The organism is Paenibacillus silviterrae (genome assembly GCF_030167925.1).
Classification (GTDB): Bacteria; Bacillota; Bacilli; order Paenibacillales; family NBRC-103111; genus Paenibacillus_G; species Paenibacillus_G silviterrae.
The window spans coordinates 4,783,546-4,802,637 of the sequence record NZ_JASKUT010000001.1; the positions used below are offsets into that span (position 1 = coordinate 4,783,546).

Annotated in this window: 19 protein-coding genes and 1 riboswitch; of the genes, 18 read left to right on the top strand and 1 reads right to left on the bottom strand. The window is 52.4% G+C overall.

The annotated features are described in order from the left end of the window. Positions 1 to 102 precede the first annotated feature (102 nt). From QMO62_RS22305 to QMO62_RS22375, 15 genes are all read left to right on the top strand, one after another. Complete coding sequence (locus QMO62_RS22305; RefSeq protein ID WP_284644382.1) at positions 103 to 819, top strand: DUF3105 domain-containing protein; 717 nt, start codon at positions 103 to 105, stop codon at positions 817 to 819. Between the two features lie 191 nt (positions 820 to 1,010). Further along, complete coding sequence (locus QMO62_RS22310) at positions 1,011 to 1,901, top strand: cation diffusion facilitator family transporter (protein ID WP_284644384.1); 891 nt, start codon at positions 1,011 to 1,013, stop codon at positions 1,899 to 1,901. 112 nt (positions 1,902 to 2,013) lie between these two features. Continuing rightward, a complete protein-coding gene (locus tag QMO62_RS22315) occupies positions 2,014 to 2,721 on the top strand; it encodes a TerC family protein (protein ID WP_284644385.1) in 708 nt (235 codons plus the stop codon). Between the two features lie 99 nt (positions 2,722 to 2,820). Then, on the top strand, positions 2,821 to 4,662 hold the full coding sequence (locus tag QMO62_RS22320) for a cation:proton antiporter family protein (protein WP_284644387.1): 1,842 nt from the start codon (positions 2,821 to 2,823) through the stop codon (positions 4,660 to 4,662). A 314-nt stretch (positions 4,663 to 4,976) separates the two neighbouring features. Then, the gene (gene ehuB / locus QMO62_RS22325) at positions 4,977 to 5,879 is read left to right on the top strand and encodes an ectoine/hydroxyectoine ABC transporter substrate-binding protein EhuB (RefSeq protein WP_284644389.1); all 903 of its coding nucleotides are present in this window, start codon (positions 4,977 to 4,979) and stop codon (positions 5,877 to 5,879) included. A gap of 6 nt (positions 5,880 to 5,885) precedes the next feature. After that, positions 5,886 to 6,539, top strand: a complete 654-nt coding sequence (gene ehuC / locus QMO62_RS22330) for an ectoine/hydroxyectoine ABC transporter permease subunit EhuC (RefSeq protein ID WP_284644391.1) — start codon at positions 5,886 to 5,888, stop codon at positions 6,537 to 6,539. Positions 6,540 to 6,542: 3 nt separating this feature from the next. Then, positions 6,543 to 7,265, top strand: coding sequence for an ectoine/hydroxyectoine ABC transporter permease subunit EhuD (ehuD, locus tag QMO62_RS22335; protein ID WP_284644393.1), 723 nt, complete (start codon positions 6,543 to 6,545; stop codon positions 7,263 to 7,265). Beyond that, positions 7,262 to 8,044 carry an ectoine/hydroxyectoine ABC transporter ATP-binding protein EhuA gene (ehuA, locus tag QMO62_RS22340; protein ID WP_348651715.1) on the top strand — a complete coding sequence of 261 codons (783 nt, stop codon included), beginning with the start codon at positions 7,262 to 7,264 and terminating at the stop codon, positions 8,042 to 8,044. Before ehuD ends, ehuA begins: the two co-directional genes overlap by 4 nt. A 3-nt stretch (positions 8,045 to 8,047) precedes the next feature. Next, a complete protein-coding gene (ectA, locus tag QMO62_RS22345; RefSeq protein ID WP_284644395.1) occupies positions 8,048 to 8,560 on the top strand; it encodes a diaminobutyrate acetyltransferase in 513 nt (170 codons plus the stop codon). Positions 8,561 to 8,596: 36 nt separating this feature from the next. Further along, positions 8,597 to 9,898, top strand: coding sequence for a diaminobutyrate--2-oxoglutarate transaminase (gene ectB / locus QMO62_RS22350; protein ID WP_284644397.1), 1,302 nt, complete (start codon positions 8,597 to 8,599; stop codon positions 9,896 to 9,898). Between the two features lie 21 nt (positions 9,899 to 9,919). After that, entirely contained in the window at positions 9,920 to 10,303 is a 384-nt protein-coding gene (locus QMO62_RS22355) for an ectoine synthase (RefSeq protein ID WP_284644398.1), read from the top strand. 35 nt (positions 10,304 to 10,338) lie between these two features. After that, entirely contained in the window at positions 10,339 to 11,238 is a 900-nt protein-coding gene (gene thpD / locus QMO62_RS22360; RefSeq protein ID WP_284644400.1) for an ectoine hydroxylase, read from the top strand. Between the two features lie 5 nt (positions 11,239 to 11,243). After that, positions 11,244 to 11,765 (top strand): DUF2179 domain-containing protein, encoded by a 522-nt coding sequence (locus tag QMO62_RS22365; protein WP_284644402.1) that lies wholly within the window; start codon positions 11,244 to 11,246, stop codon positions 11,763 to 11,765. A gap of 87 nt (positions 11,766 to 11,852) precedes the next feature. After that, positions 11,853 to 11,992, top strand: a riboswitch (cyclic di-AMP (ydaO/yuaA leader). A gap of 465 nt (positions 11,993 to 12,457) precedes the next feature. Next, a complete protein-coding gene (locus tag QMO62_RS22370) occupies positions 12,458 to 13,618 on the top strand; it encodes a KamA family radical SAM protein (protein ID WP_284644404.1) in 1,161 nt (386 codons plus the stop codon). 66 nt (positions 13,619 to 13,684) lie between these two features. Next, positions 13,685 to 15,217, top strand: coding sequence for a glycine betaine uptake BCCT transporter (locus QMO62_RS22375; RefSeq protein WP_284644406.1), 1,533 nt, complete (start codon positions 13,685 to 13,687; stop codon positions 15,215 to 15,217). Positions 15,218 to 15,287: 70 nt separating this feature from the next. On the opposite strand, the gene QMO62_RS22380 is transcribed toward QMO62_RS22375, so the two are convergent. Beyond that, a complete protein-coding gene (locus QMO62_RS22380; RefSeq protein ID WP_284644408.1) occupies positions 15,288 to 15,851 on the bottom strand; it encodes a GbsR/MarR family transcriptional regulator in 564 nt (187 codons plus the stop codon). Between the two features lie 251 nt (positions 15,852 to 16,102). On the opposite strand from QMO62_RS22380, the gene proV reads away from it, so the two are divergent. From proV to QMO62_RS22395, 3 genes are read left to right on the top strand one after another with little or no spacing between them, the layout of a single operon-like run. Next, on the top strand, positions 16,103 to 17,320 hold the full coding sequence (gene proV, locus QMO62_RS22385) for a glycine betaine/L-proline ABC transporter ATP-binding protein ProV (RefSeq protein ID WP_284644410.1): 1,218 nt from the start codon (positions 16,103 to 16,105) through the stop codon (positions 17,318 to 17,320). Next, complete coding sequence (locus QMO62_RS22390) at positions 17,298 to 18,137, top strand: ABC transporter permease (RefSeq protein WP_284644411.1); 840 nt, start codon at positions 17,298 to 17,300, stop codon at positions 18,135 to 18,137. The genes proV and QMO62_RS22390 overlap by 23 nt, the downstream gene beginning before the upstream one ends. A 1-nt stretch (position 18,138) precedes the next feature. After that, entirely contained in the window at positions 18,139 to 19,056 is a 918-nt protein-coding gene (locus tag QMO62_RS22395; protein WP_284644413.1) for a glycine betaine ABC transporter substrate-binding protein, read from the top strand. The last annotated feature ends 36 nt before the right edge of the window (positions 19,057 to 19,092 follow it).

Here is a 19,092-nt window from a genome sequence, read left to right on the forward strand (position 1 = left end):
GACAGCCGAACTAGTTGTAACTATTATAGTTACATGTAACTTGAGTTGTTACACCGCGAATTGCGAATCGAAGGGATGATACGAATGGACCCACATGCGGGTATGCACCAAGGATTCGATACAACGTTCTTACTGCTGTATATCGGGCTCGTTTTCTTCGCAGCCGCCATAGCCGGTTATTGGTTCTCGAATAAGCTGCATCACCGGAATACAAGCCAGCTGAAGAAGGCACAGAAGGCGGAGCTGACGAAAAAAAGAAAACTGGCGCTCAGGGCTTCGCATGCGATGCTTGGCCTTGCGGTTGTTCTCATTGGAATTAACCTTATTCAGTACACCAGCGGCAAATACAGCATTGAAAAGCTGAACTACCAGGCGGAGATTCAAGTAGTGAACGATAAAGATTACGGCGGAGGCCATTCGGAGGCGCCGATTCGGTACGAAATGAAAATTCCGACCTCGGGCACTCATAGTCCGCATGATCTGAAGTTCGGATTGTACAAGGAAAGGCCGCCCTACGAGAATCTGGTTCACAATCTGGAGCATGGAGATATTATTATTTATTTTCATCCCCAGGCTAACCCTGACATTGTGAAACGAATTGAGGAGCTTACGAAGTACCGCAAAGCCGGCGCCGGCATCCTGGGCGTGCCCAACGGCGACTTGAGCCAGCAGGACCAAATCGTCATGACGGCTTGGACGAAAACCATGGAGCTTCCCGCCTATGACGAATCCAAAGCGGGCACCTTTATTTACCAGTATATCAATCAAGGTCCCGAGAAAATTCCGCCCGAAGTGCGCCAAGGCGGGGGAACGATGTAAATCGCACTGCAGAGCCGGAGAGAAATCTCCGGTTTTTTGGTCTTTCAAATCCTACTTGGAAAGTTGGACTTGCGCAACAGTGTTAGTCTTACCTTACTTTTCGTGCCGAAGACAAAACTGTTTCTCTAGACCCACACGGTTCCTATCAAGTAACATAAACATGGAAGAGGAAGGAATAGGAGTGAATGGTGTTGGAGGAAACGTACGACAATATTAAGCTGGGTGAGAAGGGCGCCATGCTGAGCATCATTGCTTACATTGCGCTTTCGGCAATCAAGCTGATCATAGGCTATGCAACCGGCTCCGAAGCGCTTTCGGCGGACGGCTTGAATAACTCGACGGATATTATCGCATCACTGGCGGTTTTAATCGGGTTACGAATATCAAGGAAACCGCCCGATAAAAACCACCGGTACGGACATTTTCGGGCGGAGACGGTGGCGGCCCTCGTCGCATCGTTCATCATGTTCGCCGTAGGTCTGCAGGTTCTGTATCAGGCCATTCTTACGTTCCGCAGTCCGTCCATCGAAACGCCGGATATTACTGCTGCTTGGACCGCCCTTCTTTGCGCAGGGGCCATTTATTTGGTTTACTTATACAACATTCGGTTAGCCCGCAGAATCAATAGTCAGGCGTTGATCGCCGCAGCTCAGGACAATCGCTCGGATGCTCTGGTCAGCGTCGGCGCGTTTGTCGGGATCATGGGGTCGCAATTCGGCCTGCCTTGGCTTGACCCGCTCACGGCGGTCATTGTCGGGGGGATCATTTGCAAAACGGCATGGGATATATTCCGTGACGCCTCCCACGCCTTGACGGACGGCTTCGATTACGAAGAGTTGAAGTCCATTAGACAAACGATTACGGAAACGCCGGGCGTAGAGAAGATCATCGACATTAAAGCAAGAATTCACGGGAATAACAGGCTGGTCGACGTAACGATCGCGGTAGATCATCAGCTGAATGTTATCGAAAGCCATGAAATTACGGAGGATATCGAGAAACGGATGTCCGAGCAGCACAGCATTTCTTACGTCCATATTCATATTGAGCCTTTTGTTGAGGAAAGTGAGAGGATTCGATAAAGACGGTATGTTCTGCCGAATAAATGGACATGATACACAAGAAACAATTGTTCTTTCCTCCTGAATCTATTAAAATCATACTATTACGTTGAGGCATAAGGGAGTGTACCCGGTGGAAAGCGAGTTTTTACTAGGACTGTTAAAAATTATATTGATCAATATCGTGCTTAGCGGCGATAATGCAGTGGTTATCGCCCTCGCCTGCCGCAACCTTCCGGCAGAGCAGCAGAAGCGTGCGGTCATCTGGGGAAGCTTCGGTGCGATAGCGCTGCGTGTGGTGCTGACCTTCGTAGCTGTGTGGCTTCTTGCCGTTCCTTTCGTTCAGCTGGCGGGCGGCCTTCTCCTTCTCTTCATTGCGGTGAAGCTGCTGAAGGGCGACGGAGATGAGGAGCATCTCAAGGCGGGCGGAAGCATCGCCGAAGCGGTCAAAACCATCATTATTGCGGACTTCGTCATGAGTCTTGATAACGTGCTGGCTGTGGCCGGTGCGGCGGGAGGCAATTACCTGCTGATCGGAATCGGTTTGGCCATCAGCATTCCGCTGATCATATGGGGAAGCCAGCTGCTGATGAAGCTGATGACCCGGTTCCCGATCATCGTATGGGGTGGCGCGGCGCTGCTCGGTTATACGGCAGGGGAGATGATGCTGGCGGACAAGGCGGTGGGTCATTTCATCGAAACGCACGTGCCGGGCGGACATTACATCCTTCCGATCGGACTAGCTGTTGTAGTTGTCGGTGCAGGGAAAATTTTGTCGAAGAAAAACAACCATAATAATGAGGATAAGGAAGATAAGGTAGAGCATCCTGCCGTATCTTAATCATAAACAGCCAGAAGAGCGGGGGTCGATGCCTCTGCTCTTTTTTGTATATCATATGGGAAGGGTTGGAAAAAGTAAGGGGAATAAGGGGGAAAGCGTATGGATCATGGAAGCGGTTCGCTGCAAAGCTTGATATGGGTAGTATCGGTTGCTTTTCTTATTCCTATCGTACTGTACAAGCTCCGGTTAACGCTGCTGCCGGTCGTTGTAGCAGAAATTATCGCAGGGCTGATCTTGGGAAAAAGCGGCTTTCATCTTGTGCAGAATGATCCTTGGGTCAACCTGCTGTCGCTGCTTGGATTTATTTATCTCATGTTCCTCAGCGGACTGGAGATTGACTTTACGATTCTGCGGAGTAAGGGACAGGGAGGCAAGAAAAGCCCCTTTCAGCCTCTGCTGCTTTCCGTTATATTGTTTGCGTCGATTTTTGTCATATCGGGCTTGTTTTCCTTCGGATTGCTAAAGGCGGGGCTGGCGGATCGCGTATTCCTCATGACGCTGATTATCTCTACCATTTCGCTTGGTGTGGTGGTGCCGGTGCTGAAGGAAAGGCAGCTGATGGTCACCCCGCTAGGGCAAACCATCCTTCTGGTGACGGTGCTTGCCGATTTCGTCAGTATGATTCTGCTGGCGGTTTATGTCAGCCTGCTGTCGAATAATATCGTGCAGATGCTGCTGCTGGGGTTATTCTTTGTGATTATTATTTCGATGTACGGGCTCATCAAAATGTTTGCTTCCGGCAAGGTATTTCGCGCGCTGAGCGAGGGTACGGCACAATTCAGCACAAGGGCCGTATTCGCTCTTCTGCTCGTCATTGTATTTTTGTCGGAAAGCCTGGGGGTTGAGAACATTTTGGGTGCGTTTCTGGCTGGTGTCATCGTGTCCCTCATGCAGCCGGAGAAGCACCGGATTCATCAGCTGGAATCGTTCGGCTACGGGTTTCTCATTCCGATTTTTTTCGTAATGGTGGGTGTGAATCTGGAGCTGCAGCCGTTGCTGACGGATCTCCGCGTGCTCGTATTAATCCCCGTCTTGCTCGTATTGCTGTTCTTGTCTAAGATGATTCCGGCTCTGATTTTGAAGAAATGGTTCTCCTGGCGCGAAGTCATCAGCTCCGGCATTTTGCTGTCGTCCACGCTTAGCCTGGTGATTGCGGCCTCCACGCTTGCTCTGGAGCTGAAGATCATTGACAGCTCTCTTCATGGGGCACTCATTCTCGTAGCGATCATCAGCTGCGTGTTGTTTCCGGTGTTATCCAATCAGTTGGCCCCGAAGAGAGAGGTTCCCCGGAAAATGATTTCGATCGTGGGAATGAACCATATTTCCGCTCCCGTGGTGATGGAGCTGCTGAATGAGAGTATCTATGATCTTAGAGTCTATACGACACAATCCGCCAATATGGGCGTAGGTGGTCATTCCTTCAAGGGGGAAGCAGCGCTTCATCAGCTGACATCGTTCGACGAGACGGTGATGGAGAGCTTGGGGGCCTTCGAAGCGGATGTTATAGTGCTGGCGGACATGGATGATGAGGTCAATGCCCGTCTTGCCCGCAGAGCTCAGGAGCTGACGGACGGAAGAGTGCTGGTCCGCATTGAGCAGCCGGAGCTTCAGCTGGAATTCAGCAGAGAGGGCTTCGAGGTGTTCTCGACATTATTCGCGGCGCGCACCGTTCTGAGAGCATTGATCGAGAATCCAGGCGGATTGCAGCTTATCGCCGAATCGGAGGGAACAATCCACGAGGTCACGGTGGCCAGCCTGCGTCTGCACATGGTACTGCTCCGCCAGCTGCCGCTTCTCGATCAGCTTCTGATTCTTCGCATTTATCGTGGGGAATCGTTTCTGATTCCGCACGGAAACACGGAAATTCGCCGTGGCGACAGGCTGCTCGTGAGCGGTGACCCGGAGGCGGTGGAGGAGTTCAGAAGACGATTAAGCTCATGAACTGCGGGACGGAAATCTAGATATAGTTTTTTGTTTCAGTGGAAATCTATATGTTGAAAGAAAGTGCTGCAAAATGGGAATATTTGTTCCTATTGCAATACCATACATTCAGAGGGGGGGAAAGGGCCATTTCGGATACGATATGGCAACATACGGGAGGAATTCGGAGGATGTACAGGGTAATCCTCCCTCAGACTAGGAGAGAAGGGATTCTCTGGAAATATCATGGCTGAGTCCATATGACACCTTATGGAAAACTGTGTTAGCATGAATAGTGTTCGCGAACGAATTCTTAAGAGAGGAAGTGGTGCTGCTTGAGAAGGGGTTTGTCGTTACTGCTGTTTCTATCGCTATTCACATCAGTCGTCGGTTGCGGAGAGGTCCGGGAGGCCGGCGCGGGAGGGGACAATCCGCCCCCGGCCAAGTCATCGGAGAGTGGCACGTTAGCCAAGGTCAAGGAGAAAGGGGTTGTGACCATCGGCTTTGCCAACGAAAAGCCGTACGCCTATAAGACGTCCGACGGTCAGCTGACGGGAGAAGCCGTAGAAATTGCTCGTGCCGTACTGAAGAACATGGGCATTGAAGACATGCAGGGGGAGCTTACGGAATTCGGCTCCTTGATCGGCGGCCTTCAGGCCAAACGCTTTGACATGATTACCGCAGGAATGTTTATTAACCCCGACCGCTGTAAAGCGGTGCTGTTCGCAGATCCGGAGTACAGTATTGGGGAAGCTATTGCCGTAAAAAAGGGTAATCCGAACGGATTACACAGCTATAAGGATATCGCATCCAAGGATGTGAAGGTGGCTGTTATGACCGGTGCGGTGGAAATCGGTTATTTAGAGAAGTCCGGCGTCTCTAAGGATCAGATGCTGCTCGTACCGGACCAAGCCTCTGCACTCAATGCCTTGCAGGCCGGACGGGCACATACCGTTACGATGACCGGACCTGCGCTTCAAGCGATGCTGGATTCGGCCAAGGACGACGGATTGGAAAGAGTAAGCGATTTCAACCAACCCGAAATCGATGGGAAGAGCGTGAGAGGATACGGGGCTACCGCATTCCGGCCGGAGGATAAGGAATTCCAGCAAGCGTTCAATGCGGAACTGAAGAAGCTGAAGGAATCGGGAGAGCTGCTGAAGATTCTTCAGAAATTCGGGTTTACGGAGCAGGAGCTGCCGGGTGATGTAACCTCGGAAGCTCTGTGCAAAGGGTAGAGCTGCATGGTCTCCTCATGGATGGAATTCGTTCCTTTACTGTTGGAGGGCGCTAAGCTCACGGTAGTCATCGGACTGCTCTCGGCGGTGGTGGCGATTCTCGTCTCCTTCGCCGCCGGGCTGGCCCGGATGTCCCGGTACCGGCTGCTGAGAGCGGGAACAACAGTGTACGTGGAATTTTTCAGAGGAAGCTCGCTGCTGATCCAGCTGTTCTGGCTGTACTTTGCACTTCCCTTTGTAGGAATCGAGCTTCCGAAGCTGTGTGCTGCGGTGCTGGCCATCGGCTTGAATTTCGGGGCGTACGGCTCGGAGGTCGTTCGAAGCACCGTGCTCGCGATCCCCAAGGGACAGTGGGAGGCGACCGTCGCGCTGAACATGAAGCCATGGCAGAACCTGCGGTACGTAATCCTGCCCCAGGCGGTCATCCGTATGCTGCCGCCCTTCGGCAATCTGCTGATCGAGCTGATCAAAAGCACCTCGCTCGTATATTTCATCACCTTGTCGGATTTGACCTATCAGGCGATGGTCCTTCGGAACAATTACATCTCCTGGACGCCGGAAATTCTGGGGCTGCTGCTTGTGATGTATTTCGGGATCGCTTCGCTGATCTCCTTCGGTATCCGAAGAGCGGAGCGCACGCTTTCCGTGGGGAGGGTGTAGCGTATGTGGGATTGGAGCTACGCCGTCGAAATCCTGCCGGAGCTGCTGCAGGGCTTACAGATCACCGTGCTGGCGACATTCGGGGGCTTCGCCTTCGCCTGTATCGGGGGGCTGGTCATGGCCTTGGCCGTAAGCTCCCGGTGGAAAGTGATCTCCGTCTGCTCGAGATTTTGCTTGGAGTTTATCCGCAACACTCCGTTGCTGGTCCAAATCTTTTTTCTGTATTATACCCTTCCTAAACTCATGAATATCTCTCTATCTGCTTTTGCCGTAGGGATCATAGGACTGGGACTGCATTACAGCACTTATTTGTCGGAGGTATACCGCTCGGGAATTCAAGCGGTCCCTCGCGGACAATGGGAAGCGGCAGTGGCCTTGAACTATCCGAAAGTAAAAACATGGACGACGATTATCCTGCCCCAAGCCATTCCGCCCGTCATTCCCATTATGGGGAACTACCTGATTGTCATGTTTAAAGAAACCCCCATTCTATCAGCCATTACGCTCGTTGAAATGCTGCTGACCGCCAAAAACATCGTTTCGCAATCGTACCGGGTGTTCGAGCCCTATACGCTGGTGGGTATATTGTTTCTCTTGATCAGCTACCCCGCATCCTTGCTCGTGCAGCGTCTGGAGAAGAGGCTGAGCCTGCAAGTGAAACAGGGAGCCGCCTCATCCGCCGTACAGGACAAAAGACCAACTTCAGAAAGAGGGGTGGGAGCTTGATTCCTGTCGTCAAGTACAACAAAGTTAGCAAGCGCTACGGTGATACCGAGGTGCTGAAGGAAATCGATCTTGAGCTGACTCCGGGGGAGAAGCTCGCGATCATCGGTCCCAGCGGCTCGGGCAAAACGACGCTCGGCCGCATGCTGATGACCCTGGAGGAGCCGACCTCGGGCACGATCGAGGTGGACGGCGAGCTGCTCTGGCACAGGAAGGTGCCAAACGGTCTGATGCGGGCGAATGAGAAGCATCTGCATCGGATGCGAAGCAAGATCGGCATGGTGTTTCAGCATTTCAACCTGTTTCCGCACATGAGCGTACTGCGCAATGTGACGGAGGCTCCTCGCAAGGTTCTCGGCCTCCCCAAGGAAGAGGCCGAGGAGCAAGCCGTATCGATGCTCCGCAAGGTAGGGCTGGAGCATAAGCTGGAGGCTTATCCCTCACAGCTCTCCGGCGGACAGAAGCAGCGTGTCGCCATTGCCCGCGCCCTTGTCATGAGGCCGAAGGTGATGGTATTCGATGAGGTGACCTCAGCACTGGACCCCGAGCTTGTCGGGGAGGTGCTGGAGGTCATCCGCGAGCTGGCCGATGAGGGCAGCATGGCCATGATGCTTATTACACATGAAATGGAATTCGCCAGGGAGATTGCCGACCGTGTCATCTTCGGGGCGGACGGCCGCATTGTGGAGGAGGGACCGCCTTCCGCGATCTTCGACCATCCGCAGAGCGAACGGCTTCGGTCCTTCTTACGGCGGTTCCGTACCTCAAGCGGAAGGGAGTGAAGGATGTTGAACGAGAAAACGATTCGATTTCGTTATCCGGACAAAGAGGACGGCGCAGCCGTTTGGAGACTGGTGAAGGAGACGGAGACGCTCGATTTGAATGCCGTATACTGCTACATCATGCTGTGCGATTATTTTCGCAGCACATGCGTTATAGCGGAGGATGAGGATGGCATTGTCGGATTTCTTTCGGCATTTCGTTCTCCGGAACAGCAGGATTGCTTGTTTATCTGGCAGATTGCTGTGAAGCCGAGCCGCCAGCGCAGGGGCATTGGGAAGCAAATGCTGCATGAGCTGCTGCTCCGAGAGAGCAGCACGGATATTCGTTACCTGAAGGCGACGGTAAGTCCGTCCAATCTGGCTTCAAGGGGCTTGTTCCTGCATTTGGCCAAATCCCATAACCTGGAGTGCCATCTGTTTGAAGGGTATGCCGCATCCATGTTTCCTTCCGAACGAGCCCACGAAGAAGAGATTTTGTACAAGCTAGGCCCTTTGCCTAGGAAAGCCGTGATGTAAGTCAGACCCGAATCCGATTAAGGGAGGAAGATCAGAATGAACACGACCCTACTGGAAAAGCCGTCCATGCACGTATTTGACCAAATGGAATCCGAGGTGCGTAGCTACTGCCGAAGCTTTACGACCGTGTTTGCCAAAGCGAAGAACGCCAAGTTGTGGGATAAGAACGGGAACGAATTCATTGATTTTTTCGCAGGGGCGGGAGCCTTGAATTATGGACATAACAATGAGCGGATCAAGGAAGCGTTAATCGACTATTTGGTCCAAGACGGGGTCACGCATAGCCTCGATATGGCCACCTCGGCCAAGGAGCACTTCCTTACGACATTCGAGCAAACGATCCTGAAGCCGCGTGGACTTCACTACAAAGTGATGTTCCCCGGACCTACAGGGACCAACTCCGTGGAAAGCGCCCTGAAGATTGCCCGCAAGGTAACCGGCAGAACGGCGGTGATGTGCTTCACCAACGCCTTCCACGGCATGACGCTCGGCTCGCTGGCGGTTACCGGCAACAGCTTCAAGCGCAAGGGCGCGGGAGTGGAGCTGGGAAATTCGATCTTTATGCCGTACGACGGATACTTTGGGAAGGATTTGGATACAACAGGGTATATTGAGAAGCTTCTGGATGACCCGGGAAGCGGAGTGCCGCTGCCGGCGGCGATCATTCTGGAAACCCTGCAAGGGGAGGGCGGTCTGAACGCCGCCAGCAAGAATTGGCTGCAGGGGATCGCAGCACTGTGCAAGGAGCGGGGGATTCTGTTGATCATCGATGACGTCCAGATGGGGTGCGGGCGGACCGGCAGCTTCTTCAGCTTCGATGGGACGGAGATAGAACCGGACATCGTGTGCATGTCCAAGTCGATTGGGGGCTTCGGGCTGCCGATGGCGATAACGCTGCTTAAGCCCGAAATTGACCAATGGAACCCGGGTGAGCATAACGGAACGTTCCGAGGCAACAATCTGGGCTTCGTCGCGGCGGCAAAGGCGCTCGAATATTGGCGGACGAACGAGCTGGAGCGGGAAATTGATGTGAAAAGCAGGATGATCCGCAAGATGTTAGAGCGTATGCTCAGCCTGCATCCTGAATTGCAGGGGGAGCTCCGGGGCAAGGGATTCATTCAAGGCATCGCCTTCAGCAGGCCGGAGCTGGCGGAGGAGCTGTGCGGAATCGTTTTTGAACAAGGCTTAATCATGGAAACCTCCGGCCCCCGCGGCGAGGTGGCGAAGCTGATGCCTCCGCTCACGATTGAAGCTGACGTGCTGGAACAAGGACTTCGCCTTCTGGCGGAAGGGTTCCAGGAGCTGGCGAGGCGGCAGGCAAAGAAGAACGATAACTGAGGACAAGGGAGAGGAAAAGACATGATCGTAAAGCATTTGGAGCAGGTGCTGGGAACGAAGGACGATGTGGATACCGAGACGTGGAACTCAAGAAGATTGCTTCTGCAGAAGGACGGCATGGGGTTTTCCATGAACGACACGCTGATTAAGGCGGGAACGGAAACCTTGATCTGGTATCAGAATCACCTGGAGGCCGTCTACTGCATCGAGGGAGAGGGCGAAATCGAGGTGATCGGGGGGGAGACGTACCCGATTCGGGCAGGAATGTTCTATGCGCTGAACGGAAACGAGAAGCACTACTTGCGCGCACAATCTCAGCTGCGCATGATCTGTGTGTTCAATCCGCCTCTTGTAGGACGAGAGGTGCACGACGAGCAGGGGACCTATCCGCTGCTTACCAGCTAACTGCATTCGAACCCAATTTTAAGGAGGATACGAGCATGACTTCAGCCAATCATTTGACGCAAGCGGACGCTATTGCCGATGTATATCCATCCCGAGTTCGGGAGTACCCCGAATGGATCGAACGTAAGGATCCCGTTGTATATTCTGCCTGGTCGCCGGATGCGCCGATCAGCCGTATCCAATCCGAATTTTATGAGCAGAACGGCTATTTGTTTCTCGACAGCTTTTTTGCGGAAGTGGAAATTGCCGAATTTAAAAACGAGCTGAAGCGCCTTTGGAAGGAGGGCCGGCGTTCCGAAGCGAAGGAAGTGATTCGCGAGCCGGGCAGCGAAGAGGTCCGATCGATCTTCGCCGTGCATCAGCATAATGAGCTCTTCAGGCAGCTGGCCGAGCATCCGCGGGTCAAGGGGATCGTCGATTATTTGCTGGGCGGGCCCACGTACGTCCATCAGTCCAGGATTAACTTCAAGCCTGGGTTTACGGGCAAGGAGTTCTACTGGCATTCGGATTTCGAGACCTGGCATGTGGAGGATGGCATGCCCCGAATGAGGGCGCTCAGCTGCTCCATCGCCTTAGAGGATAACTATGACTACAACGGCCCCTTGATGGTGGTTCCGGGTTCTCACCGGACCTTCATCTCGTGCGTGGGGCAAACGCCGGATCAGCATTATAAGGAGTCGCTCCGCCGTCAGGAGTACGGCGTTCCCGATCAGGACAGCCTTACGAAGCTGGTGCGAGAGCACGGCATCCATACCCCTGTCGGGAAGGCCGGGTCGATCGTACTGTTTGATTGCAACATTATGCACGGGTCGAACAGCAACATCTCTCCGATGCCCCGGAGCAATGTATTTCTAGTGTACAACAGCGAAGCGAATCGTCTCGTTGCCCCGTACTCCGGGCAAGCGCCAAGACCCGGATATATCGCAGAAAGGTAGCGCCTATGATCTCACTGCCTTTAATCGGATCGATCATTGCCATTAACATCGCATATGTTTCTACTTTCACATTACGGCTAATTTTGGTCATCAAAGGCAGAACCCTCCTGGCTTCCTTCCTTTCTATGGCTGAAGTATTCATCTACCTGCTGGGCTTGAATCTGGTGCTTCAGAACATGAACAATCCATGGAATATGGCTGCTTACTGCATCGGCTTTGGCCTTGGTGTGTATCTCGGAAGCCGCATCGAAGAAGCGCTGGCATTAGGCTATCTGGTGGTGCAGGTGATCGTGGACTCCCTAGAATCCAAGCTTCCTAACGAGCTGAGGGATCATGGCTACGGAGTAACGACATGGCCGGCGGACGGACGGGACGGCAAGCGCCTTGTGATGCAGGTCCTGGTGCGGCGCCGCAACGCCCGCAAGCTCATGCACACGATAGAGGAGCTTGCGCCTAAGGCGTTCATCATTTCCCATGAGCCCAAGAACTTTAAGGGCGGCTTTTGGACGAGAATTACACGCGTGTAAAGGGAACAAGACTGCGGCATTGATGTCGCAGTCTTGTTGTGAGAAGGGAGACGTCTAAGGGTTGACAATGTTTTCCTTATCTTGTAACATAAGTGTACGCTTAATTTCCGACATCGTCGGAAAGCGGGGGAACCAATGTTTTTGGGGCGAATCATGAAGTCATCGATGTAGGGAACCATCTTTCCCGAGCCCGGCAGCTAACCTCGTCAGCAGTAGATGGGTCAAGAATTGTTTGCATGCCTATGCATACTCAATGTGTGAATTGACCCGGCGCATCGGGTCTTTTTGTGTTTTCCGGGAGACCCGTGCCCATGAGAATAGGGGAACTTTCGTCCTGTAAGGCGAAGCCTTTTTCATGAGCAGAGGGTCTTTTTTTGTTTTGCTCTTTTGAAAAGCGGAAAAGAAGGACAATAGGCCACCAAGCATTGTGAGTTTTTCTTGTTTCAGAGCCTGTTTAATCGCAGATGTGTGATTACTGTTGCTCGATGGGCATGATTTCGCGAGTGTAGCGGCAGATTTGCAATTGGGCGGGAAGGAAGGTTGGTTTTTCGTGTTTCATGACCTGTGTAATCGCAGATGTGCAATTATCGGCGCTCGGAGGCCATGCTTTCGAACGTGTAATGGCAGATTTGCAATTAGGTGAGACCATGGGCTGTTTTTTTATCCATCTGTTTATATGAGGAGGAGCGAGTATGGCACAACCGAAGTATATCACGGACATTGATAAAATTGCAGAAATACCGGAGCAGGAAAGAAGCATGCTGAAGCCCATCACGGATAAATTTGTGTTTCGAGTGAACGATTATTATTTAAAGCTGATCGATTGGAACGACCCTCAGGATCCCATTAAAAAGCTTGTTATCCCCAATCAAGGGGAGTTGTCGGAGTATGGACGTTGGGATGCTTCGGACGAGGATACCAATTATGTGGTTCCCGGATGTCAGCATAAGTACAGCACGACGGCACTGCTCATCGTCTCCGAGGTGTGCGGCTCCTATTGCAGGTATTGCTTCAGGAAGCGGCTGTTTCGCAATGATGTGAAGGAGGCAATGTCGGATGTCAGCCCGGGCATCGACTATATTGCAAAGCATCCTGAGATTAACAACGTGCTTCTCACCGGCGGAGACAGCTTGATTCTTGCAACGGCCAAGTTGGCTAAGATCCTGGAACGACTCAGACAGATTGAGCATGTAAAGATTATACGGCTAGGCTCCAAAATTCCTGTATTTAATCCGATGCGCATTTATGAGGACCAGGAATTATTAGATACAATCCACATGTATTCCACTCCGGAGAAGCGAATTTACGTTATGGCTCACATCAATCATCCCCGCGAAATAACGAAGGAGGCTGTAAAAGGCTTTAAAGCTCTGCAAGAGGCCGGAGCCATCGTTGTAAACCAGACGCCGGTACTAAGAGGAATTAATGATGACCCTGCGATCCTTGGAGAGCTGCTCGACAAGCTGTCCTGGGCCGGTGTAACGCCATATTACTTTTTTATCAATCGTCCCGTAGCGGGAAATCGGGAATTTGTACTGCCTTTGGAGCGGGTGTACCGGATCGTGGAGGAAGCGAAGGCCAGGACATCGGGGCTCGGGAAGCGGGTTCGCTTATCGATGAGCCATACCTCCGGTAAAATCGAAATATTAGCTATCGAAGCAGGCAAAGCCTATTTAAAGTACCATCAATCGCGCGACGGGGAATATGGGAAATTCATGATGCTGGATTGTCCTCAGGATGCGGCCTGGTTCGACGATCTTCCCGGAAGCGAGAAGCATTGGGCTAAGCCCGGCAAGAAAGCAAGCGGGATTGTATCTGTTAATGAACTCCCCGATGTTCCGATAGGGAAATGAGGCATACCGAATAGCATCTATTGCCCGCGGATACCTTAAATGGTAAAAAGGTCAACGGAGGCTTTCATGGTTTTTACAATAGCGGCAGTTATTATTCTCCTGTTTGTGCTCTGGGGCAGCTTGAATCCAAGCGGTCTCGCGAAGCAGGCTAGTGAATTTCTTGCTTACACGACGACGAATTTCGGCTGGTTTTACTTGTTCGCCGCCTTCGGATTTCTTATCTTTGTCGTTTATTTAGCGTTCAGCAAGTACGGAGGCATTCGTCTTGGCGAGGACGAGGATGAGCCGGAGTATTCCAACGTAAGCTGGTTTGCCATGCTGTTCAGCGCGGGGATGGGAATCGGGCTTGTCTTCTGGGGAGTGGCCGAGCCGCTGTCCCACTACCTATCCCCCCCTCAGGCAGCGGAAAGCCAGTCCGCCGAGGCGGCCAGACTTGCCATGCGATATGCTTTCTTTCATTGGGGACTTCATCCATGGGCCATCTATTCCGTCGTCGGAGTAGCGCTTGCTTATTTTCAATTCCGTAAAAAACGCAAGGGTCTGATCAGCCATACCTTTTATCCGCTGCTTGGTGACCGGGTTGACGGGGTGCTGGGGAAGCTTATCGACATCCTTGCCGTCATCGCTACGTGCTTCGGGGTAGCCACCTCGCTTGGCCTTGGCACGCTCCAGATTAACGGAGGGCTTCAGTTTCTATGGGGTGTACCGAACGGAGTAGGTGTCCAAATCGGCATCCTTGTAGTGCTCACAGTGCTGTATATGATCTCGGCAACAACGGGGCTGGACAAAGGGATCAAAATGCTGAGCAATGCCAACCTGCTGGTGGCTTTAGGCTTGCTGCTCGCAACCTTCGTGCTCGGACCCACCTCGTTTCTGCTCGATACCTTCACGGTGACGCTAGGGGGCTATCTGCAGAACCTGATCCAGATGAGTTTGCGGTTAACACCCTTTACCCAAGCAACCTGGGTCAGCAATTGGACGCTGTTCTATTGGGCTTGGTGGATCGCGTGGGCGCCGTTTGTCGGCATGTTCATTGCCCGCGTATCCCGCGGCCGGACAGTGAAGGAGTTTGTACTGGGTGTGCTGTTCATTCCCAGTCTGTTCAGCTTCCTCTGGTTCTCCGTCTTCGGGGGCGTCGGGCTGCATCAGCAAGTACTGGAGGGCTTGCCTATTGCCCAAGCGGTTAGTAAGGATATGACCTCCGCTTTGTTCATAACCTTGGGGCATTTGCCGTTAGGCAAGATCCTGGGAGCTTTGGCCACATTGCTGATTATTACGTTTTTCATTACGTCGGCAGATTCAGCTACCTATGTACTTGGAATGTTTACCTCCGGAGGGAGCTTAACCCCTGCTATCAAGATTAAAGTGGCTTGGGGGGTAGCCCAATCCCTGATTGCACTTGTATTGCTGCTGAGCCAGGGGCTTCAAGCGCTCCAGACGGCCTCCATCGTCACGGCGCTGCCCTTTGCCGTCATCATGGGCTTTATGTGCGTATCGCTGTACACTTCTCTTCATGAGGAGGAGCGGCTCAAGAGGAGGAAGGAAAGGAGATTCCGAGAGGCGCTGAACGAGCTTGTAGAAGCGCATAGGGAAAAATAAGCAATATTTAAGCATACCAAGGCAGGCTGTACCGTCTTAACGTTAGGCGGACAGCCTGCTTCTTGTTAGTTTACTCGGTCTCCTTAGGGACAAGCTTGTAAATTTCACCCGACTCCAAGGTATCGATTAACCGGTCGAGCCACAAATAGTAGGCGATGGCTTGATTGATCTTCTCGATATCTCCGCGAAGATAAGACTGCAGCGTCTCGTCCTCCGGGTGCTTGCCGGCAAGCGCCGTCAGCTCGTTTAGCGATTTGCGCAGAGCGGCCAGGTTCATTTCTACCGACTTGCGCCACTTAATGACGAAGAAATCGGCAAATGTCTGATGCCAATCCCGTTCCACCTCGTACTGATCCTTCCGCGACCCCTTCTCCCAAACCTTATTGACCATTTTCAAATCAACAAGGGTTCGGATCCCCGTGCTCATGCTCGTTTTGCTCATCTCCATGGCTTCGCCCATGGCATCGAGGGTCATCGGTTTATCTTGAAAAAACATCAATCCATATAATAGGCCGGTAGATAACGTGATGCCGTATAGATCCATGTTCTTGCCCACTGATTCAATAATGCGTTTGCGCGCCTTTTGAATCGACTGTTCATGTTCTACGGATAAACCAGTCAATTCGGTGAACACCTTGATCCACTCCTGTCGGTGTTTATCTAAATCTGAGTATTGACATATTAGCCTTATTGTAAGGAACAGAAAACACAAAGTAAAGAAAGAACTAGGTAAGCATTACGGAGGAAACGGGAAGAAAACAAAGAATAACACTGTACAGTATTTTCTGTACAAACAATACAAACGAAATGAACGGTTGACACTTTGTTTTCTTATGCGATAGACTAAGGGTCAGAACTGGAAATGAACTGGAATGGGGTGTTACCTTGGCCGTCATTGAGGTTAAAGAGCTTTCCAAGGTGTTCGGGAACGAGCCGGATAAGGTGTTTCCGTATCTTGAGAAAGGCTGGAGCAAAGAGAAGATATTGAAGGAAACAAAGCAAACCGTCGGGGTGAACCGGGTTCAGCTGTCGATCGAGCCTGGTGAGATCTTCGTCATTATGGGCTTGTCGGGAAGCGGAAAATCGACGCTGGTCCGGCTGTTCAACAGGCTCATTGAACCGACAAGAGGCAGCATTTATGTACACGGACAGGATCTGATGCAGATGAGTCAGGAGCAGCTGCGCGAGGTCCGGCGCAAGAAGATCAGCATGGTATTTCAGAAGTTCGCCTTGCTTCCTCACCGAACGATTCTGGAGAATGCCGCCTTCGGTCTGGAGATCCAGGGGATGGAGAAGAAGGAGCGTCTGCGGAAAGCGGAGCAGGCACTGCAGCTGGTCGGGCTTGAGGCTTGGGCCGGAAGCTACCCGGATCAGCTGAGCGGAGGCATGCAGCAGCGGGTTGGTCTTGCCAGAGCGCTTGCGAATGATCCCGATATTTTGCTTATGGATGAGGCCTTTAGCGCACTTGATCCGCTGATCCGCAAGGATATGCAGGATGAGCTGCTTGATCTGCAAGAGAAGATGAAAAAGACGATCGTATTTATTACCCACGATCTTGATGAGGCATTACGCATAGGCGATCGCATCGCCTTAATGAAGGATGGCTCGGTGGTCCAGGTGGGCACGCCGGAAGAAATCATGATGAACCCGGCGAACGAATATGTAGAACGGTTCGTGGAGGATGTGGATTTATCCAAGGTGCTGACCGCATCGCATGTCATGCGCAGACCGGAGACCATCAGCTTCGATAGGGGACCGCGTGTAGCTCTCCAATTAATGCGGGAGGGCGGAATTTCGAACCTGTTCGTTGTGGATCGGTCCAAACGGCTGCTAGGTGTCATTACCGCGGACGATGCCTCGGAAGCCGCTTCCCAAGGCAAAAGCTTGGAGGAAATTGTCATCCGGGATACGCCGACCGTTGCTCCTGATGTGCTGCTGCATGAATTGTTCGAAATTTGCGGTACCTCAAAGTATCCGGTAGGGGTAGTGAATGAGCAAGGAAGAATTATCGGGGTCGTGGTTCGAGGTGCCGTGCTTGGCGCACTGGCGGGACACCCTTTGCCAAGGAAGGTGAACGAAGATGATACCGAAGCTACCGCTTGATGAATGGGTCGAGCTTCTCGTTGACAGCCTAGAGGGGAACCTGTCGCCCATCTTTACAGTGATCTCCGATGCAATTGAGGGGACGGTCGAAGGCTTCTCCGCGGCGTTTCAATTTCTGCCTTCCCTGCTGATGATCGTTATTTTAAGCGCTTTAACTTATTGGATTGCGCGTGCACCGCTCGCTGTTTTCACATTTCTGGGCCTTATACTGATCGATAATTTGGGGTACTGGGACCATACGATGGATACGCTGGCTCTCGTTATGACGTCCTCGATCGTGTCCATCCTTATTGGGGTTCCGTTAGGCATTGCTTGTGCAGGCAGCAACCGAGCCAGGAACTTGATAACGCCCGTGCTCGACTTTATGCAGACGATGCCTGCCTTCGTTTATTTGATTCCTGCGGTTACCTTCTTCGGTCTGGGTGTAGTACCGGGTGTAATCGCTTCCGTCATCTTTGCGGTGCCGCCGACGATTCGTATGACGAATTTAGGTATACGGCAGGTGCCTCACGATTTGGTGGAGGCAGGCGACGCCTTCGGCAGCACGCCGATGCAGAAGCTGCTCAAGATTCAGCTGCCGCTGGCGATTCCGTCGATCATGGCGGGGATAAACCAGACGATTATGCTGGCGTTATCCATGGTGGTGATAGCTTCTATGATCGGTGCACAGGGCATTGGCGCCGATGTATACCGGGCCGTCACCCAGATTAAGACGGGGCAGGGCTTCGAGGCCGGCTTGGCTATCGTGATTCTGGCAATTATTTTGGATCGCTTGTCACAGCATATTGTGAAAAACAAACAAAAGAGGAGTGCATAAGATGAAAAGATGGATGAAAGCAATTACGGTGTTAGGCATTACGAGCTCGATCCTGTTGGCAGGCTGCGCCAAGGAAGCGGCCAATTCGCCGTCGGCGGAACCAGCTCCGGCAGCTGCGGGTTTTACAGGAGATCAAGTGAAGTATGAAATCATCGGAATTGACCCTGGCGCAGGGATTATGAAGTCCACGGAAAAAGCGATCAAGGACTACGGACTGACCGACTGGAAGCTGGTTGAGGGCTCGGGTGCGGCAATGGCCGCCGCGTTGGATAAAGCGTATAAGGACAAGAAGCCGATTATTGTCACCGGCTGGACGCCGCACTGGAAATTCGCGAAGTACGAGCTGAAGTACTTGAAGGATCCGAAGGGCGTGTTCGGCGGCGATGAGCAGATCCACACGATCGTCCGCAACGGGTTGAAAACCGATCATCCGTCTGCCTATGCGCTGCTCGATAAATTCGAATGGACACCGGACGATATGGCGAAGGTGATGGTAGCGATCCAAGAGGGCAAGAAGCCGGAGGCGGCCGCTGCCGAATGGATCGAAGCCAACAAGGCGAAGGTGGATGAATGGGCCAAGGGAATCGAGAAGGCGGACGGCAAGAAGCTGAAGCTGGCTTATGTCGCTTGGGACTCCGAAATCGCCAGCACGAATGTCGTGAAGCTGGTACTGGAAGAGCGTTTGGGCTACAAGGTTGATATGATGCAGGTAGAGGCAGGACCGATGTGGGCCGGGATTGCCGGCGGAGACGCAGATGCCATTGTAGCCGCATGGCTGCCGACAACCCATCAGGACTACTATGATAAGTACAAGGGCAAATTCGAGGATCTCGGCCCGAATCTGAACGGCACCAAGATCGGCCTGGTCGTTCCTTCCTATATGAATATCGATTCGATTGAAGATTTGCAGAAGAAATAAGCGAAGACGAGGCCGGCCTATTCAACAGATAGCTCT

Excerpts from the sequence above, each read along its gene's own strand:
- QMO62_RS22305 (WP_284644382.1), top strand. The coding sequence starts at position 103 with ATGCACCAAGGATTCGATACAACGTTCTTACTGCTGTATATCGGGCTC.
- QMO62_RS22320 (WP_284644387.1), top strand. The coding sequence starts at position 2,821 with ATGGATCATGGAAGCGGTTCGCTGCAAAGCTTGATATGGGTAGTATCG.
- ehuC (WP_284644391.1), top strand. The coding sequence starts at position 5,886 with ATGGTCTCCTCATGGATGGAATTCGTTCCTTTACTGTTGGAGGGCGCT.
- ehuD (WP_284644393.1), top strand. The coding sequence starts at position 6,543 with ATGTGGGATTGGAGCTACGCCGTCGAAATCCTGCCGGAGCTGCTGCAG.
- ectA (WP_284644395.1), top strand. The coding sequence starts at position 8,048 with ATGTTGAACGAGAAAACGATTCGATTTCGTTATCCGGACAAAGAGGAC.
- ectB (WP_284644397.1), top strand. The coding sequence starts at position 8,597 with ATGAACACGACCCTACTGGAAAAGCCGTCCATGCACGTATTTGACCAA.
- QMO62_RS22355 (WP_284644398.1), top strand. The coding sequence starts at position 9,920 with ATGATCGTAAAGCATTTGGAGCAGGTGCTGGGAACGAAGGACGATGTG.
- thpD (WP_284644400.1), top strand. The coding sequence starts at position 10,339 with ATGACTTCAGCCAATCATTTGACGCAAGCGGACGCTATTGCCGATGTA.
- QMO62_RS22365 (WP_284644402.1), top strand. The coding sequence starts at position 11,244 with ATGATCTCACTGCCTTTAATCGGATCGATCATTGCCATTAACATCGCA.
- QMO62_RS22370 (WP_284644404.1), top strand. The coding sequence starts at position 12,458 with ATGGCACAACCGAAGTATATCACGGACATTGATAAAATTGCAGAAATA.
- QMO62_RS22375 (WP_284644406.1), top strand. The coding sequence starts at position 13,685 with ATGGTTTTTACAATAGCGGCAGTTATTATTCTCCTGTTTGTGCTCTGG.
- QMO62_RS22390 (WP_284644411.1), top strand. The coding sequence starts at position 17,298 with ATGATACCGAAGCTACCGCTTGATGAATGGGTCGAGCTTCTCGTTGAC.
- QMO62_RS22395 (WP_284644413.1), top strand. The coding sequence starts at position 18,139 with ATGAAAAGATGGATGAAAGCAATTACGGTGTTAGGCATTACGAGCTCG.